Origin of the sequence: Halomonas sp. A29 (assembly GCF_046723295.1) — a bacterium.
Taxonomy (GTDB): domain Bacteria; phylum Pseudomonadota; class Gammaproteobacteria; order Pseudomonadales; family Halomonadaceae; genus Halomonas.
On the sequence record NZ_JAXQPR010000008.1, the window covers coordinates 204,397 to 222,132 of the forward strand.

At 63.8% G+C, this 17,736-nt stretch carries 16 protein-coding genes; 9 read left to right on the forward strand and 7 right to left on the reverse strand.

From position 1 onward, the window contains the following. Positions 1-15: 15 nt before the first annotated feature. Positions 16-993, reverse strand: coding sequence for a TRAP transporter substrate-binding protein (locus tag SPH52_RS17045; protein ID WP_411796247.1), 978 nt, complete (start codon positions 991-993; stop codon positions 16-18). 213 nt (positions 994-1,206) lie between these two features. Here SPH52_RS17045 and SPH52_RS17050 point away from each other — a divergent pair, with 213 nt between their 5' ends. Then, entirely contained in the window at positions 1,207-1,950 is a 744-nt protein-coding gene (locus tag SPH52_RS17050) for a FadR/GntR family transcriptional regulator (protein ID WP_411796248.1), read from the forward strand. Between the two features lie 67 nt (positions 1,951-2,017). Here the strand turns inward: SPH52_RS17050 and araD1 are convergent, their stop codons facing one another. The 4 genes from araD1 to SPH52_RS17070 all read right to left on the reverse strand — a co-directional run bounded on the left by araD1 (position 2,018) and on the right by SPH52_RS17070 (position 6,047). Next, positions 2,018-3,010 carry an AraD1 family protein gene (gene araD1 / locus SPH52_RS17055; protein ID WP_411796249.1) on the reverse strand — a complete coding sequence of 331 codons (993 nt, stop codon included), beginning with the start codon at positions 3,008-3,010 and terminating at the stop codon, positions 2,018-2,020. A 26-nt stretch (positions 3,011-3,036) separates the two neighbouring features. Next, positions 3,037-4,320 (reverse strand): TRAP transporter large permease, encoded by a 1,284-nt coding sequence (locus tag SPH52_RS17060; protein WP_411796250.1) that lies wholly within the window; start codon positions 4,318-4,320, stop codon positions 3,037-3,039. 3 nt (positions 4,321-4,323) lie between these two features. Then, the gene (locus SPH52_RS17065) at positions 4,324-4,896 is read right to left on the reverse strand and encodes a TRAP transporter small permease (protein WP_411796251.1); all 573 of its coding nucleotides are present in this window, start codon (positions 4,894-4,896) and stop codon (positions 4,324-4,326) included. A gap of 71 nt (positions 4,897-4,967) precedes the next feature. After that, on the reverse strand, positions 4,968-6,047 hold the full coding sequence (locus SPH52_RS17070) for a TRAP transporter substrate-binding protein (protein WP_411796252.1): 1,080 nt from the start codon (positions 6,045-6,047) through the stop codon (positions 4,968-4,970). 257 nt (positions 6,048-6,304) lie between these two features. Here SPH52_RS17070 and SPH52_RS17075 point away from each other — a divergent pair, with 257 nt between their 5' ends. Both SPH52_RS17075 and SPH52_RS17080 read left to right on the forward strand, forming a co-directional pair. Beyond that, on the forward strand, positions 6,305-7,249 hold the full coding sequence (locus SPH52_RS17075) for a DMT family transporter (protein WP_411796253.1): 945 nt from the start codon (positions 6,305-6,307) through the stop codon (positions 7,247-7,249). 60 nt (positions 7,250-7,309) lie between these two features. Then, a complete protein-coding gene (locus SPH52_RS17080) occupies positions 7,310-8,236 on the forward strand; it encodes a Gfo/Idh/MocA family protein (RefSeq protein WP_411796254.1) in 927 nt (308 codons plus the stop codon). A 1-nt stretch (position 8,237) separates the two neighbouring features. Here the strand turns inward: SPH52_RS17080 and SPH52_RS17085 are convergent, their stop codons facing one another. Beyond that, the gene (locus SPH52_RS17085; protein ID WP_411796255.1) at positions 8,238-9,194 is read right to left on the reverse strand and encodes a LysR family transcriptional regulator; all 957 of its coding nucleotides are present in this window, start codon (positions 9,192-9,194) and stop codon (positions 8,238-8,240) included. Between the two features lie 155 nt (positions 9,195-9,349). On the opposite strand from SPH52_RS17085, the gene SPH52_RS17090 reads away from it, so the two are divergent. The 6 genes from SPH52_RS17090 to SPH52_RS17115 are packed head-to-tail and all read left to right on the forward strand — an operon-like array spanning position 9,350 to position 16,881. Further along, on the forward strand, positions 9,350-10,579 hold the full coding sequence (locus SPH52_RS17090) for an aldose epimerase family protein (protein WP_411796256.1): 1,230 nt from the start codon (positions 9,350-9,352) through the stop codon (positions 10,577-10,579). Positions 10,580-10,631: 52 nt separating this feature from the next. Then, the gene (locus tag SPH52_RS17095; protein WP_411796257.1) at positions 10,632-11,627 is read left to right on the forward strand and encodes an arabinose ABC transporter substrate-binding protein; all 996 of its coding nucleotides are present in this window, start codon (positions 10,632-10,634) and stop codon (positions 11,625-11,627) included. A gap of 32 nt (positions 11,628-11,659) precedes the next feature. After that, positions 11,660-13,153 (forward strand): L-arabinose ABC transporter ATP-binding protein AraG, encoded by a 1,494-nt coding sequence (araG, locus tag SPH52_RS17100; protein ID WP_411796258.1) that lies wholly within the window; start codon positions 11,660-11,662, stop codon positions 13,151-13,153. Between the two features lie 45 nt (positions 13,154-13,198). Next, a complete protein-coding gene (gene araH / locus SPH52_RS17105; protein ID WP_411796259.1) occupies positions 13,199-14,209 on the forward strand; it encodes an L-arabinose ABC transporter permease AraH in 1,011 nt (336 codons plus the stop codon). A gap of 24 nt (positions 14,210-14,233) precedes the next feature. Further along, positions 14,234-15,979 (forward strand): IlvD/Edd family dehydratase, encoded by a 1,746-nt coding sequence (locus tag SPH52_RS17110; protein ID WP_411796260.1) that lies wholly within the window; start codon positions 14,234-14,236, stop codon positions 15,977-15,979. Between the two features lie 23 nt (positions 15,980-16,002). Beyond that, the gene (locus SPH52_RS17115; protein WP_411796261.1) at positions 16,003-16,881 is read left to right on the forward strand and encodes an SMP-30/gluconolactonase/LRE family protein; all 879 of its coding nucleotides are present in this window, start codon (positions 16,003-16,005) and stop codon (positions 16,879-16,881) included. Here SPH52_RS17115 and SPH52_RS17120 read toward each other — a convergent pair. Then, positions 16,871-17,650, reverse strand: coding sequence for a FadR/GntR family transcriptional regulator (locus SPH52_RS17120; protein WP_411796262.1), 780 nt, complete (start codon positions 17,648-17,650; stop codon positions 16,871-16,873). The genes SPH52_RS17115 and SPH52_RS17120 overlap by 11 nt on opposite strands. Positions 17,651-17,736 lie beyond the last annotated feature (86 nt).

A 17,736-nucleotide genomic window follows, 5' to 3' on the forward strand; every position in this document is an offset into this window, starting at 1 on the left:
CGAATGAATCAAGGATCAGTCGTCGGCCAGTGCCATAGCGCGATCTACCAGCTCTTGGCCACCATCGACTTGCTCCGCGAACACCTCATATACGGGAGTGCTGGCATCAATGAAGGCGCCACGATCGACCTCGTTGATCGCGACACCGGCTGCGCGCATGGTCTCGAGCAGCTCTTCGTCCAGCTCGGCCCCTCTGGCAAAGGCCCACGCTTGGGTTTCGGCTGCGGCCTCGCTGATCGCCTCACGCACCTCCTCGGAGAACTGATTCCAGCCTCCTTGACCGGCAGTTAGCCAGATGGGGGTATAGACATGGTTGGAAAGCGACAGATACTCCTGAACCTCATGCAACCGAGCGCCGTAGATGTTGCTAAGCGGATTCTCCTGGCCGTCGATGACACCGGTTTGCAGCCCGACGAAGACTTCCGAGAATGCCATCGGTGTGGGGTTGGCTCCCCAGGTGGAAAACATCCGGGTACGCCAATCGCTTTGTGGCGTTCTAATCCTCAAGCCATCGAGATCGTCGGGCGTGGTAATGGCACGACGACTGTTGGTGATATGACGAAAGCCGTTTTCCCATGTCGAGACGATCTTGAGCCCGCGCTGCTCTGCACTCTCGGCCAGGTTCGTCATGACGATCTCATCGTCGATACGTTTGAGGTGGTCGCGATCCTTGACCAGATAAGGCAGGTCGAAGAGCGCAAAGTCGGGCGAAACGGACGACATGATCGAGGAAATCGCCGCTAGATCCACAGTGCCCATGCGCAGGCGCTGGATGAGCTGTCGCTCGTCGCCGAGTTGGCCACTGTCGTAGTACTCGATTTTGATATCGTCACCCAGGCGCTCCTGCAGCAAGCGCGTGAACTCCTGGGCAGTTTGGCCCTGCAGGCTCTGGGGAGAGCCGCCGATGGCGAAGACGAGCTTTTCCTGAGCCTGGGTGCTGCCTGCGGCAAGGATCAGAGAGAGGGCGGTGAGGGCGAGGGTGTGCTTGAGCATGGTGGGCATCCCGTGAGTTGTTATGTTGGGGCGTGGCGTAACTGGACTGCTGGTTGGTTGACCGTACCAGTTGGAGGTCAATCTAGACGGCAGCGTCTCATCCTGTCAAGCCATGGCATGTGGATTTAGAAGCCTTGAGCCGAGACATGGGTAGGGGTGGCATTCAAAGACTTTTCTGGTCTAGACTTCGTACCAGTAAAAGGAGAAATACCTATGGAAAAACTGGCATTCGCCTTCGAGAAGACCCTCGAGAACAAGACCAAGAAGGAAGTGCTGGCCGAGAAATTGATCGAGATGATCCTGACTGGCCTGCTGCGCGACGGGGACGTCCTGCCCAGCGAGCGGGAGCTGGCCCAACTGTTCGGGGTAAGCCGGGAAACGGTGCGCGGCGCTCTGTCGCAGCTCACTGCCCATGGGCTGATCAGCGTCTCCCACGGTAGCAAGACTCGTATCCGTGCCAGTGACGCGATCCTGGACCGCTTTCGCGCCACTCGCCCCGATGAGGCGTTGCAAGAGCTGAACCGCTTCGACATTGACAGCGTTTTCGAGAGCCGCATCGTGGTGGAAGCCGCCATCGCCCGGCGTGCCGCCATGCGAATCGATGCAGAGGGCATCGCCAAGCTGGAACGCCTGCTGCAGGCTCAGAGCCAGTTGTTCGACTCACCAGTGCACTTCCAGCTATCGGATCAGAACTTCCACAAGCTGATCTCGGAATACGCCGGCAATGAGATCTTGCTGCGCTATGCCGAGGAGCTCTATGCATACGGCTTGAACATTCGCCGTCAGGTCATGGTGGAAGAGGGCGCCATCGAGCGTAGCTATCGCGAACACGGACATATCGTCGAGGCGTTGAAGCGCGGTGATCCTGATGCTTCCGAGCGTGCCATGCTCGCCCACCTCGATAGTGTATACCGCACCACGAAGGCCAAGCTGAATGCCACTGTCCCCCAAGCCTGAAGCGTTCTATCGCATCGTCTTCCCGTCCACTGTCGAGAGGGGCCGGGTATACGGCACTTGCGTGTTCTCAGAGCGGTTTCACGTTGACAGGGGCACCGTTCGTCTCGAAGCGTAGTGGATTGCGCAGGGGGCGACCGAACTCGGTCAGGCTGATTTCGAAGCGATCGCCGTCGCGGGTCTGGACGCCGTCGGCGAAGCTCAGGGTGGCGGTGCCGAAGAAGTGCACGTGCACGTCGCCGGGACGACGAAAGCCCGAATACTTGAAGTGGTGATACTCCAGGTTGGCCAGGCTGTGGGCCATGTTGGCCTCGCCGGTGAGGAAGGGCTTTTCCCATACGGTTTCATTGCCACGCACGACGCGGCTGACTCCCTCCAGGTGCTCGGGGAGATCGCCGACCAGCAGCTCCGGACCGAAACTGCAGGCGCGCAGCTTGGAGTGGGCCAGCCACAGGTAGTTGAAGCGTTCGGTCACATGGTCGGAGAATTCGTTGCCGATGGCGTAGCCCACCCGCCAGGGCTGGCCGTCGTCGCCGATCAGGTAGAGACCGGCCAGTTCCGGCTCCTCGCCAGCATCCTCGGCGAAGTGCGGCACGGGGATCTCCGCTTCGGGAGCCACCACGCAGGCGCCGTCGCCCTTGTAGAACCACTCCGGCTGGGCGCCGGTCTCGCCGGGGGCGGGCTTGCCGCCCTCGACACCGAGCTTGAACATGCGCATGGAGTCGGTGAGTTCCGCTTCACTCACCTGTGTTTTCGCATGCATGGCCGAGCGCGTATCGGCGCTGCCCAGATGGGTCAGGCCGGTGCCGGTCACCAGGCAGTGCGCCGGGTCGGGGTGGGTCAGCGGCGGCAGCAGGCGTTTCTCGTCGATCAACTGCCGGTAGTCGACCAGGTCGTCGTCAAGCCGAACGTCGATCACCGCCTGAAGAGACTGCCCGCTGGCGATGGCCAGGCGCGCCAGGGCATAGGTGCCGCCATCGATGGCGATCGGGCGCACCGCCTCGGGGGTTTCCACCACGGCCACCCGCAGGTGATTCTGGTCAAGATACTGGATCAAGCGCATGCGAGTTTCCTTATATTGGTTTGGGCTCAGTTACCGCGTACGGCGGTGATATCGGGCAGCCAGGTGACGATGCCGGGGAAGGCGATCAGGAATACCAGTACTACCAGTAGCGCCGCGTAGTAGGGCAGCATCGCGCGGACCAGCGACTCCATCGAAACCTTGCCCACGCCACAGCCGACATAGAGGCAGGTGCCCACCGGCGGCGTCAGCAGGCCGATACCCAGAATGAAGGCCATCAGCACCCCGAAGTAGGCCGCATCGACCCCCACCGAGGTAACGATCGGCGTCAGCATCGGCGCCATGATCACCATCGCCGGGGTCAGATCCATCACGAAGCCCACCAGCAACAGCAGTGCGGCGACGATCAACAGCAGCAGGAACGGCTCCTGGGTGATCGCCTGCACCTGACGCACCAGGGTCTGCGGCACCATGTTGATGGTCAGGAACCAGGCGATGACAGTGGCAAAGGCCAGCAGTAGCAGCACCATGCCGGTCAGCCGTGCGGTACGGATCAGCATTCCCCACAGCTCACCCAGGCGAATTTCGCGATAAACGACCAGAGAGATGAACAGCGAGTAGAGCAGCGCCGCCACTGCCGCTTCGGTGGCGGTGAAGATCCCGCCGATGATGCCTCCGATCACGATGACCGGTAGTACCAGCGCCAGCCAGGCAGCCTTGAACGCTTGCCACAGGCGACCCAGTTCGAATTTACGGGTCTGCCCGGCGTGTTCGATGCTGGCCATGATGAAGGTGGTGACCATCAGGCCGAAGCCGATCAGCAGGCCCGGCACGATGCCGGCGATAAATAGCCGGCTGATCGAGGTCTCGGTAACGATGCCGAACAGAATCAGCGGAATCGATGGCGGGATGATGATGCCGATCACCGAGGAGACGGTATTGATCGCCGTAGCATGCGGGGCGGAGTAACCCTGCTGTTTCATCGACGGAATCATCATCGAACCGGTGGCGGCGGTATCGGCCACCGCCGAGCCGCTGATGCCACCGAAGAACATCGAGCCGGTGATCGCCACCTGGCCCAGGCCGCCGCGCACGAAACCGACCAGCGCACCGGCGAGCTCCATCAGCCGCCGGGCGATACCGCCGGCGCTCATCACTTCGCCTACCAGGATGAAGAAGGGAATCGCCAGCAGCGGGAAGTTGTTGACTCCGCGCACCGACTGCTCGATCAGGATCGACAGGGGGATGTCGGACATCATCGCCAGCACCACCGCGGCCACGCCGAGGCCGAAGGCGATCGGCAGCCCCAGGGCGATGGAGGCGAACAGAATTCCGAGAAAGATCCACAGCATGCGCTACGCCCCCTTGCCGGTGCGAATCAGGGTGATGCTGCGCCAGGCGCGCCAGATGGCCACGGCACCGATAAAGGCGGCGCAAAGCACCAGCGAGACGTTGATCAGGTTCCAGGGTACCCCGAGGATGGCGGTGCGTCCGGTGGAGCGGGTCATCACGATGTAGCCGCCCCAGACCAGCACGCCCATCAGCCCAGTGATGATCAGGTGCTGAACCAGGTAGAGCGCATGTGCGGCGCGGGGTTTGAGGCGGCGCACCAGGAAATCCACGGCGATATGTTCGTAGCGGGCGAAGGCTGCTGCGGCACCGATGAAGATCAGCCAGATGAACAGCATGCGTGCCAGCTCGTCGGCCCAGGGCAGCGAACGATTGAACAGCGCGCGGCCAATGACATTGGCCGACACCGACACGATCAGCGCCACCAGGATCGTGGCGATCAGGTGCTCCATGAGCACCGTCAGCCAGCGGAACAGGGCCGGTCCCTTGCGTGTCTCGACGTCGAGCTCGAGTGCCTTGCGGTTGGGGTCGTCGAAATATTCGGCCGGGTCAGGGGGCGGCGAGTGGGAGATATTCATGGTCGCTCCAAATGACAGTCAGGCGCAACGCGGGCCAACTTATGGCCCGCGCCTGTCGTCGTCATGCCGGGTCAATCGTTCATGGTGTCTTCGACGATCTGCTGGATCTCGGCGATCAGGTCCTCGCCGATACGCGGCCCCCACTGCTCGTAGACGGGCTGTACCGCTTCCTGGAAGGCCGCGATCTGGTCGTCGTCGAGGCGGGTGATGTGCATGCCGCGCTCCTCGAGCTGGTCACGGGCCCAGTCGTCGTACTCGGTGGCCAGCTGGATCTCGTAGGCTGCTGCCGCATTGGCGGCCTCCCGTACCAGCTCCTGATAGGCGGGATCGAGGCGGTCCCAGGTACGTTCGGACATCATGATGATGAAGGGGGTGTAGACGTGACGCGTCTCGGCGCCGTAGTCCTGCACTTCATGGAAGTTGGAGGTAAGGATGGTGCTCCAGGGGTTCTCCTGGCCGTCGATGACGCCTTGCTCCATGGCCGAGAAGACCTCGCCGAAGGCCATTGGCGTAGGGTTGGCGCCCAAGGCTTCCCAGATGCTCAGCTGGACCGGATTTTCCATGGTGCGAATGGTCAGGCCGCTGACGTCGAGCCCGGCAACATCGTCGGGGGATTCAACTGGCCGCACGCTGTTGGTCAACTGGCGGTAGCCGTTCTCGTGATAGGCAAAGGCCTTGATGCCGGTGCCCTCGAACTTGTCGAGCAGGCCAAGGGCGACATCGCTTTCCAGCACGGCGATGGCCGCTTCACGCGTTGGCAGCAGGAAAGGCAGGTCGAAGACGGCGAGTTCCTGGACGTAGGTGGTTGCTGGCGAGGTCGAGGGAATGGTCATGTCCAGCGAGCCGGTCTGCAGCATCTCCATCATTTGCGCATCGTCGCCGAGCTGGCTGTTGGGGAAGACGTTGACGGTCAGGCGACCTTCGGTGCGTTCGGAGAGAATGTCGCCGAAGTACCGGGTGGAAATATAGAGCGGCGAGGTCTCGGCCAGGCCGAGACCGACGCGGATGGTGTGGGAGCCGAGATCCTCGGTGATCACCTCGCCCTCGATGGGGGGCGGGTCGGACAAGTCGGGTGTCGTGGCATAGGCAAGGCTGCCGCCAAGGAGCGCGGCGCCGGTCACTGCCAGGGTGAGCTTCCAGGGGTGGTGCATGTTTGAGCCTCCATGCGCAGTGCCGCTTGGGGTGGTGCTCCAAGCATCTGCTTGACTGCGCGGTGCGTTCTTGTTGTCGGGTATCACGATATCGGCAGGGTGGCTATTCACCCGGCCTGGAATAGAATGTCGGACTTATCCTTTATTTGTTCAACATATACTTTTGTATGTATCGACTTGAAGAGTGCGAGCAACGTAAGGTCAGCTATAAGAGAAGGCAGATATTGCCGCCAGCATCCGCCGAGGGATAACCGCCAATGAGCCGCTTGAGCGCACTGTCGCATCGTCAACAGGGTCTGCTACTGACCGGTGGCGGGGCGCTGATCATGGCGCCTGATGCGTTGCTGATAAAGGTTGCCGATCTTCCCGATGCAGAGATTCTGATGTGGCGTGGTTATCTCTCGGCTCTGGGCTTTCTGCTGATCGCCCTGGTGCGCCATGGCCGCGGTACCCTGGCGGCCTATCGCCGCTGTGGCTGGACCGGCATCGCCGTGGCGCTGCTGTTCAGCCTGACCACCTGCGGTTTCGTATTGGGTAACCAGTACACCAAGGCGGGCAACGTGCTGATGATCCTGGCCGGCGCACCGCTCATTGCCGCGGCGCTGTCCTGGGTGATTCTCAAGGAGCGGTTGCCACGTCGAACCTGGCTGGCGATCTGGCTGTGCATGGCGGGCATTGCCATGATCGCGCTGGACGACGCAGGCGCCGGCTCCTGGGTGGGCAACGCCTTCGCCCTGATGGCGGCCACCACCCTGGCGATCAACTTCACGCTATGTCGTACGCGTCCTGGCGTGGACATGAGTCCGATGCTGGTCTTCAACGGCCTCATTGTCGGCAGCGTCGCCGGGCTGTTCTGGCTCGCTGGCAGCGAGCCGGCACTGCCGGCGACGAACCAGCTCGCCGTGGTGGTACTGCTGTGCCTGGTCATCGTGCCCTGCGGGGTAACCCTGCTGCAGCGTGGGCCGCTCTATCTGCCCGCCGCCGAAGTGGGCCTGCTGCTATTGCTGGAAGTGGTCGTGGGCACCCTGTTGGCCTGGTGGATCCTCGCCGAACAGCCGGCGCCGATGGCAATGGTCGGCGGCGTCCTCGTGCTTGGCACTCTGTTTGCCAAGGGGCTCTATGAACGTCGGCTGGAGCTGAGGCTGCGTGCAGGTAGCGACCCGGCGCTGCGGGCACCGGCAGACCGGTCGAGTGCGTTATGATTTTCAGGAGACGCATATCCATCTGCGTTTTTTCTTATATTTCTACCACAAGGCACCGTCATGTCTGATGTCACTATCGGCCTGGTGGGCGTGGGCAAGATCGTCCGCGACCAGCACCTCCAGGCCCTGGACGAAAGCCGCGATTTCCAGCTCGTGGCAACGGCGGATCCTTCGGCGCGCTTGGAAGGCGTGCCGGGATACGACTCGCTGACCGCCATGCTCGAGGCCCATCCCGAGCTGGAAGCGGTGGCGATTTGCACGCCGACGCACCTGCGCTATTCCCAGGCGCGCATCGCCCTGGAGGGGGGCAGGAGCGTGCTGCTGGAGAAGCCGCCCGGTGCGACCCTGAGCGAGGTGGCAGATCTGGTCGAGCTGGCCGAGCGCCAGGGCTGCACCCTGTTCGCGGCCTGGCATTCACGCTTTGCCCCGGGCGTAGCGCAGGCTCGCGAGTGGCTGAGAGAGCGGCGCATAGAGCGTGTCGAGATCGACTGGCGGGAAGACGTGCGGGTCTGGCATCCCGGCCAGGCGTGGATCTGGGAGCCGGCCGGCATGGGGGTGTTCGACCCCGGCATCAACGCGCTGTCCATCGCCACCGAGATCCTGCCTCGGGCCTTTTTCCTGCGCGATGCGCGGCTATGGATACCGAGCAACTGCCAGGCCCCCATCGCCGCGGCGCTGACCTTCAGCGATGCGGAGGCAACGCCGATCGTGGCCGACTTCGACTTTCGCCAGCCTAGTCCTCCGATCTGGAGCATTCACGTCGAGACCGATGCGGGACGGCTCAGCTTGCTGCAGGGTGGCCGTCGGCTAGAGATCGATGGCCGCTGCCTGCTCGAGGCCGAGGAGCGCGAGTATCCGGGACTCTATGCCCGATTCGCCGAACTGATCCGTGAAGGGCGCAGCGATGTGGATCTGGCGCCGTTGCGTCACGTGGCGGATGCCTGTCTCTCCGCCTGGCGTGAGCCGACGGAGCCCTTTATCGAGTGAGCTAGAGGAGTCCTTGCTGGCGCTGGAGAACTACCAGCTCCCGCAACATGCTCATCAGCGTCGCCGCGCCCGGGGAGAGCCGGCGACGTCTCAGGCTCACCAGGCCGAACGGCTGCACGCTGAGCCGTTGATGGAAAGGCAGGATGCGAAAGCGCGTCGGGGCACATAGCAGTTCGGCCACCTGACGCGTGGCGGCCGTGATCGTGTCCGAGCGGTCGATCAGGGCCAGTGCCACCAGTATGTCGGTGGTATCGACGACCTGCGCCGGTGGCTCGATGGCGTAATAGAGAAATAGCGCGTCGACCCGTTGGCGCATCAGCGCCCCCTGGGGCTGCAGCGCCCATGGATAGGCGGCCATGGCCTCCAGCGTCAACGGGTCGGCCCCCGTGAGTGGATGGCCTTCACGACAGACGAAGCAGATCTCCTCCTCGCCAATCTCCTCGAACACGAAAGGATCGGTGGAGAACCCGGCCGGTATCCGGGTAATGGCAAAATCCAGTTCTCCTTCCAGCAGCCTTGGCACTAGCCGCTTGCTGACGTCGACCTCGACGCTGACCTTGAGCCTGGGGTGGGTGCGGTGTACCCGCTCGATGGCGCTGGCAAGCAGGGTCACTGCCGGGGCCATCACCGTGCCGATGGCCACCTTGCCGGCGTTGCCCGCGAACAGAGCGTTGAGCTCCTCGCCGGTATTGTGAAGCTCCGAAAGCATGGCCTGTGCATGCCGGACCATCACCTCCCCGTACCAGTTCGGCACCAGTCCACGTGGGTGGCGATCGAACAGCTTGACCCCCAATAACGTTTCGACATCCCCCAGCAGCTTCGAGGCGGCCGGTTGGCTGATGCCCAGTTGGGCGGCCGCACGATGCAGGTTGCGCTCTTCGTCGAGGGCCAGAAAGAGCTGGAAATGGCGCAACTTTAGTCGTGCTTTCAGAAACCAGTCGTCATCCAGCGTGCGCATGGCGCCTCTCCGCTTCACCTGTCGATAGCATTTTATATATCAAAAAATGGAAAATTGCGTATTGGCTGGTTATGTCAGGGCTATCTACTGTAGCGGGGTATCCGCGATGACCGTGTCGCAACGACAACAACAATCCCGGGATCAAGGAGAAGATCATGCCACTCACGTACGTCTCGATGCGTGGTGCCGCTTCGCCCCTGCTGCTGAGTGCGGCGGCCGCTGTAGTGATGCTGGGCGCGGCCGAGGCACATGGTAGCGCCGAAGCGGCTTCAGGCAACGGGGCCGTGCGCGGTGTCGACCAATCGGTGTTTGGCCAGCTACCCGACGGTCGCCAGGTCGACGTATACCGCTTTATCAATGCCAATGGCATCGAGATGCGTGTCACCAACTATGGCGGCATCATCCTTTCGCTGAAGACACCCGATGTACGGGGTGAATTCGACGATATCGTGCTGGGTTTCGATTCGCTGGAAGACTACCTCTCCGACGAGTACCGCCAGGCCAATCCTTATTTCGGTGCCCTGATCGGACGCTATGGCAATCGCATTGCGGGCGGCCAGTTCTCGCTCGATGGGGAAACTTACTCGTTGGCGACCAACGATGGAGACAACCATCTTCACGGCGGCCGGCAGGGATTCGACAGGGTGCTCTGGCAGGCCGAGCCGTTCGAGAACGACGACGGGGCCGGCCTCATCCTTCGCTATACCAGCGAGGATGGCGAGGAGGGATATCCGGGCCGCTTGGAAGCCGAGGTGACCTACACCCTGACCGATTCCGACGAGCTGATCGTCGATTACCGGGCGGCGACCGACAAGGCGACTCCGGTCAACCTCACCCAGCACAGCTACTTCAATCTCGAGGGCGAGGGCGGCGGCAGCATCCTCGATCACCACCTGACGATCAACGCCGATGCCTTTACCCCGGTAGATGAAACCTTGATCCCCACGGGTGAGATTCGTCCAGTCGCAGGTACGCCGTTCGACTTTACCCAGCCGACGCCGATCGGCGAGCGCATCGAGCAGGACAATGAGCAGCTGACGTTCGGCAAGGGGTACGACCATAACTTCGTGCTCGCCGAGCAGGCCGCTTCTCCCAGTGAGCCCGTGCTGGCCGCCAGGGTCTGGGAGCCCGAGAGTGGGCGTCTGCTGGAGATCGCCACCACCGAACCGGCAATCCAGTTCTACTCGGGCAACTTCCTTGCCGGCGACCTGACGGGCAAGCGGGGCCAGGCCTACGAGCACCGCTCCGGGTTCGCACTGGAGACCCAGCACTATCCCGATTCCCCCAACCAGGCCGACTTCCCCTCGACGATTCTCGAGCCGGGAGAGACCTATCGCTCACGCACGATCTATCGGTTCTCCGCCCAGGAGACCGCTGGCTCGTAATGCATGAGTGGGAACGTCAACAACAACATCAGAAGAGACGTAGGAGTACGACATGCCCATGAAAACGACTTTCACTCGTCTGGTCCTGAGCGCCAGCCTGGCGCTCGGAACCGTCGGTGCGGTACAGGCTGCCGAAGAGGACGTCCGCATCGGTTTCATCGTCAAGAAACCCGAGCAGGCCTGGTTCATCAACGAGCAGCAGGCCGCCACTCAGGTCGGTGAAGAGCTGGGCTTTCGTGTCGTCCGGCTGGGCGGCGAAGATGGCCAGGAAGTACTCAGCGCCATCGACAACCTCTATGCACAAGGTGCCCAGGGCTTCGTCATCTGTCCGCCGGACGTTCGCCTGGGGCCGGCGGTCATGAACCGTGCCAACCAGTACGGCATGAAGGTGATCACGGTCGACGATCAGTTCGTCAATGGCAACGGAGAGCCGCTCGAGGGTGTGCCGCACCTGGGCATGTCGGGCTACAAGATCGGTCAGCAGGTGGGTGAGGCGATTGCCGCTGAAATGGAGGCTCGCGGCTGGGACCCGAAGGAGGTAGCGGCGTTGCGCATCACCAACAACGAGCTGCCTACCGCCAAGGAGCGCACCGACGGTGCCACCGATGCGCTGATCGAATGGGGCTTCCCCGCCGACAACGTCTTCGATGCGCCCCAGCAGAATACCGATACCAACAGCGCCTTCTCGGCCGCTTCGCCGGTCATCTCCCAGCGTGGCAATTTCAAGCACTGGATCATCTACGCCCTGAACGAAGAGAGCGTGCTGGGCGGCGTACGTGCCACCGAGCAGTACGGTCTTTCCGCTGACGACGTGATCGGCGTTGGCATCAATGGCTCCGGGGCGGCCTTTGCCGAGTTCTCGCGCAGCAACCCCACGGGTTTCCACGGCACCGTGGCGGTGAGTTCCACCCAGCATGGTCGCCAGACGGCGGAGAATCTCTATCGCTGGATCGCCGAAGGCGAGGAGCCGCCGGCCAACACCGAGACCTCCGGCACCCTGATGACGCGTGACAACTGGCAGGACGTGCGCGCCGAACTCGGGCTGTGAACGTGAGGGAAGGCGGCGACCGGGAGAGCGACATGACCGAACCCTATCTTCAATTCGACGGCATCAGCGTGGTCTTTCCCGGCGTGCGTGCGCTGGATAAGGTCAGCTTCGGCGCCCGCTCCGGCCAGGTTCATGCGTTGATGGGAGAAAACGGCGCCGGCAAGTCGACCCTGCTCAAGGTGCTGAGCGGGATCAACCGCGTCACTGAAGGGGCGCTGCGGATCGGCGGCAAGCGTCATGTGTTCGCCAACGCCCGTGAAGCGCTCGGCCAGGGCATCGCCATCATCTACCAGGAGTTGACGCTGGCACCCAACATGTCGGTGGCCGAGAACCTCCTTCTCGGCCAGCTGCCGGCTCATCACGGCTTCATCGACCGACGGCGACTGCGCGAACGGGCGATGCGCATGCTCGCGGAGCTCGGCGAGGGCAGCATTCACCCTTCGACCAAGGTGCGCGATCTCTCCATCGGCCAGCAGCAGATGATCGAGATCGGCCGTGCGCTGCTGCGCGACGCCCGCATCATTGCCTTCGACGAGCCGACCAGCAGCCTGTCGGTGCAGGAGACGCGTCAGCTCGAGCGCATCGTCTCCCGGCTGCGCGACGAGGGCCGAGTGGTGCTCTACGTCACCCATCGCATGGAAGAGGTGTTCAAGATGTGCGATGCGGTCACCGTGTTCCGCGACGGCAAGCACATCCGTACCCACGAGAGCCTCGATGCGCTGGATCACGGCACTCTGGTCAGCGAGATGGTCGGCCGCGACATCGAGGACGTCTACGGCTACCGCGAGCGCGCGCAGGGCGAAGTGGTACTCGAGATCGACGCCATCGAGGGCAGGGGGCTGAAGGCGCCGGTGAGCTTCGAGGTGAAGCGTGGCGAGGTGTTCGGTCTGTTCGGCCTGGTGGGGGCGGGGCGCAGCGAACTGATGCGGCTGGTGTGCGGCGCCGAGACCGCCAAGTCGGGCGAGGTGCGCTTCCAGGGGGTGGCGCGGCGCTTCGCCAGCCCCGGGGAGGCCATCCGCATGGGCATCGCCATGTGCCCCGAGGATCGCAAGTCGCAGGGCATCTTTCCCGTTGCCAGCGTGGCCGACAACCTCAACATCAGCTGCCGGCGCTTCTTCAAGCGCTGGGGGCTGCTGCGCGACCCGCACCGCGAACGTGCCAATGCCGAGGACTACATCCAGCGGCTGAGCATCAAGACGCCGGGGCCACGCGCGCCCATCGGCAAGCTTTCCGGCGGCAACCAGCAGAAAGTGATCCTGGCGCGCTGGCTAGCCGAGAAGATCGACCTGTTCGTGATGGACGAACCCACCCGAGGCATCGACGTGGGCGCTCGCCGCGACATCTACAACCTGCTCTTCGAGCTGACCGAGCAGGGCAAGAGCGTCGTGGTGATCTCAAGCGATCTGGCCGAGGTGAGTTCCATCTGCGACCGCATCGGCGTGATGCGCGACGGTGCGCTGGTCGACATCGTGCCGCGCCGTGAGGCCACCCAGGAACGCCTGCTGGGGCTGGCGCTGCCCGCCTGATCTTTCGAACGACCTTTCGAACAAGAGTCATCTGAGGGACTGCCCATGACCACCCACAAATTCGCTGAGGGAGATGGCGGCACGGCCGCGGTGCCACCGCGCCGCGGGCTGCCCAAGCCCCTGCGCACCCTGCTCGACACATCCGGCTTGATCGCCATCTTCGTGATCCTGTTCGTCGCCCTGGCAGTGTTCATTCCCGGCTTTCTCACCGGGCGCAACATGGTGGGCTTGCTGCTCTCCATCACCCTGATCGGCACCATCGCCACCACCATGATGATGGTGCTGGCGCTGGGCGAGGTCGATCTGTCTGTCGCCTCCATCGTCGCCTTCGCCGGTGTCGTCGCCGCCGTGGTCACTTCGGCTTCGGGCAGTGTATTGATCGGCGTACTCGGCGGCGTACTCGCCGGCGGGGCGGTGGGTGCCTTCAACGGCTTCGTGGTGGCGAAGTTCGGCATCAATTCGTTGATCGCCACGCTCGCCGCCATGGAGTTCGTGCGCGGCCTGGCCTACATCACATCCCGCGGCGATGCGGTGATGATCACCGTGCCCGAGTTCTTCGACCTCGGCAGCGCCTCCTTCCTCGGCCTGACCCTGCCGGTGTGGACCATGATCGCCTGCTTCGTGATCTTCGGTGTGCTGCTCAACATGACCGCGTTCGGGCGCAACGTGCTGGCTACCGGCGGCAACCCCGAGGCGGCGGCATTGGCCGGGGTCAACGTGCGCCGCCTCAAGATCATCGTCTTCGGCCTGCAGGGCGTGGTGGCCGGCATTGCCGGCGTGCTGCTCACCTCGCGCATGGGGCTGGGCGACCCCAACACCGCGATGGGGCTCGAGCTGGCCGTCATTTCCGCCTGTGTGCTGGGCGGCGTGGCGCTCTCCGGCGGCGTGGCCACCATTACCGGCGTGCTGGTGGGCGTGCTGATCATGGGCTGCGTGCAGAATGCCATGGGCCTGCTCAACGTACCCACCTTCTATCAGTACCTGGTACGCGGCGGGATCCTGCTGCTGGCGGTGATGTTCGACCGCTGGAAGCAGACCCGACGCCAGCGTGCTTGATCCTTCGGTTTCAGGAGATCTCGTATGACCGACCGCAAGCGTCCCTTGCGCAGCGCCCAGTGGTTCGGCACCGCCGACAAGAACGGCTTCATGTACCGCAGCTGGATGAAGAACCAGGGCATCCCGGACCACGAGTTCCAGGGCAAGCCGATCATCGGCATCTGCAACACCTGGTCGGAGCTCACGCCCTGCAATGCGCATTTCCGCAAGCTGGCCGAGCACGTCAAGAAGGGAGTGCTGGAAGCCGGTGGCTACCCGGTGGAGTTTCCTGTGTTTTCCAGTGGCGAGTCGTTGCTGCGGCCCACGGCGATGTTCACTCGCAACCTGGCGAGTATGGACGTGGAGGAGTCGATTCGCGGCAACCCGCTGGATGCGGTAGTGCTGCTGGTGGGCTGCGACAAGACCACGCCGGCGCTGCTGATGGGGGCGGCGAGCTGCGACATTCCCACCATCGTGGTGACCGGCGGGCCGATGCTCAACGGCAAGCACGAGGGCAAGGACATCGGTTCGGGTACCGTGGTCTGGCAACTCTCCGAGCAGGTCAAGGCGGGCAAGATCTCGATTCACGAGTTCATGGCCGCCGAAGCCGGCATGTCGCGTTCGGCGGGCACCTGCAACACCATGGGCACGGCCTCGACCATGGCCTGCATGGCGGAATCCCTGGGCACCTCGTTGCCGCACAATGCGGCGATTCCGGCGGTGGATTCTCGGCGCTACGTGCTGGCGCATCTCTCCGGCAACCGCATCGTCGAGATGGTCGAGGAGGATCTCACGCTCTCCAAGGTGCTCACCAAGCAGGCCTTCGAGAACGCCATTCGCACCAATGCCGCCATCGGTGGTTCGACCAATGCCGTGATTCACCTCAAGGCGATTGCCGGGCGCATCGGCGTCGAGCTAGACCTCGACGACTGGAGCCGCATCGGCCGCGGCACGCCGACCATCGTCGACCTGCAGCCCTCGGGGCGCTTCCTGATGGAGGAGTTCTACTATGCCGGCGGCCTGCCTGCGGTGCTGCGCCGGCTGGGCGAAGCCGACCGCCTGCCGCACAAGGAGGCGCTGACGGTCAACGGCAAGACGCTGTGGGAGAACGTCAAGGACGCGCCCCTCTACAACGATGAGGTGATTCGCCCGCTGGACAATCCCCTGCGCGAGGATGGCGGCATGTGCGTGCTGCACGGCAACCTGGCGCCGCGGGGGGCGGTGCTCAAGCCCTCGGCGGCGAGCCCCGAGCTGATGACCCATCGTGGCCGGGCGGTGGTGTTCGAGGATTTCGACGACTACAAGGCACGCATTAATGACCCCGCTCTCGAGGTCGATGCCAGCAGCGTGCTGGTGATGAAGAACTGCGGGCCGCGCGGATATCACGGCATGGCCGAGGTCGGCAACATGGGTTTACCCGCCAAGCTGCTGGAGCAGGGCGTGACCGACATGGTGCGCATCTCCGATGCCCGCATGAGCGGTACCGCCTATGGCACCGTGGTGCTGCACGTGGCGCCGGAGTCCGCCGCCGGCGGTCCGCTCGCCGCGGTGCGCGACGGCGACTGGATCGAGCTCGACTGCGACGCCGGCAAACTGCATCTGGACATCGAAGACGCCGAGCTCGGGGCCCGCCTGTCCGAGAGTGATCCCACCGCCGCGTCGCAGCGGATCGCCAGCGACGGGGGCTACCGCCAGCTCTACATCGAGCGAGTACTGCAGGCCGACGAGGGCTGCGACTTCGATTTCCTGGTCGGGTGTCGCGGTGCCGAAGTGCCGAGGCATTCGCATTGAGCCGGCTGGGAGGCGAGCGGAATATGGTCGACGGTTCGACGATCCAGTGCGTGTGGTCGGGCCGGGCGCAACTGGGAGAAGGCCCGCTGTGGTGCCCCGAGCGAGGAGAGGCCGGCCAACTGCTGTTTGTCGATATTCTAGGCCGCACCCTGCACGTCCATGACTTCGCCAGCGGCAGGACCCTTGGCTGGGCGCTCGATGAGTCGTGCTGCTGGCTGGCGCCGCGGGCCGACGGTGACGGCTTCATCGCCGGGCTCGCCTCGCGGCTGGTGCATCTGCGTCTCGACGAGGGTGGGCCGCGTATCGTCGGTGAATGGACCACGCCCGACGAGCCGACGGGCAACCGCTTCAACGACGCGGCGGTGGATACCCGGGGGCGGCTCTGGTTCGGATCCATGAGCGAGAATGGGGAGCGGGGACGGGGGGCGCTCTACCGGCTCGCCGGAGAGGAACTGAAGCGGGTTGACGATGGCTACGGCGTCGCCAACGGCCCTGCTGTCAGCCCTGACGGCAGGACCCTCTACCACAGCGACACGGCGTCCGGGATTGTCTACGCCTTCGATCTTTCGGCGGAAGGCGAGCTGACCGGGAAGCGCGAGCACCTGCGCTTCCGTGGTACCCAGGGCTACCCGGATGGCATGACCTGCGATGCCGAGGGAGGCCTGTGGGTCGCCCACTGGGGCGGCGGACGCGTCAGCCGCTTCCTGCCCGACGGAATGCTGGACGAGACCCTGATTCTGCCTGCCTCGCGGGTAACGTCCTGCGCCTTCGGAGGGCCCGAGTTGGACCAGCTCTTCATCACCACCGCGGCCGACGGTCGCGACGAGGAGGCACTGGCGGGCAGCCTGTTTTGCGTCGCGCCGGGGGTTCGGGGTCTGAGCTCGCCGGCCTTCAAGGCGTAGCGGTGGGCTCCTCCTCGAGCCAGTTGCCCAGCGTCCCTTCGCCCGGTTCGATGCCCAATGTCTCGGCCGTGTCCTGCAGCACGTCTCGTGCGGCCAGGAATGCCTCGCGTGGCTGGCGGGCACGGATCGCCTCCATGACCCGGCGATGGCGCTCGAAGCTGGCCTCGGGGTCGGCGGTGCTGTCGTTGGAGGTCTCCACCAGCAAGCGGATCGAGGGGCGCAGAATATGCGAGAGCTGCGCCCAAACGATGTTGTGGCTGGCCTTGAAGATGGCCACGTGGAAGGCGGCGTCATATTCGCTGTAGCGCTGACGCTCCTCTGCGCTGTCGGCGTGGAGATGGCGGCTCATGCCTTCCAGCGCCTCCTCAATGGCCACCAGGTCGATGGCCTTGGCGCGTCGCGCGGCCGTCATCGCCACGTAGGGTTCGACGTCCAGGCGGAAGGCCAGGATTTCGCGCTGGATGCGCGGGTTGGGTGAGGCATAGCGGGTCATCCACTCGGTCACCGACGGGTCGAGGATGTTCCACTCCTCGTAGTCGCGCACCTTGGAGCCGTGGCCGGAGATCCGCGCAATGATACCGACGTCGACCAACTGGCGCAGATCGCTCCTCACCGCCGAGCGGTTGATGGCGAATTGTTCGCAGAGATCGATCTCCTTGGGGACGAAGTCGCCGGGCTGATAGCGTCCGGAAAAGATGGCTTCGGCGAGATACTCCACCACGCTGGGGCGGGCAGGCTTTGCGGGGCGCTTCGGCGGCGTAGCGGTCATGGCAGCTCATGGCGATGATTTGCCTCGCAAAGTGCCATATGTTCAACATATAGGCAATGCGGCCTAGGTCGCAACGACAGGGCGGG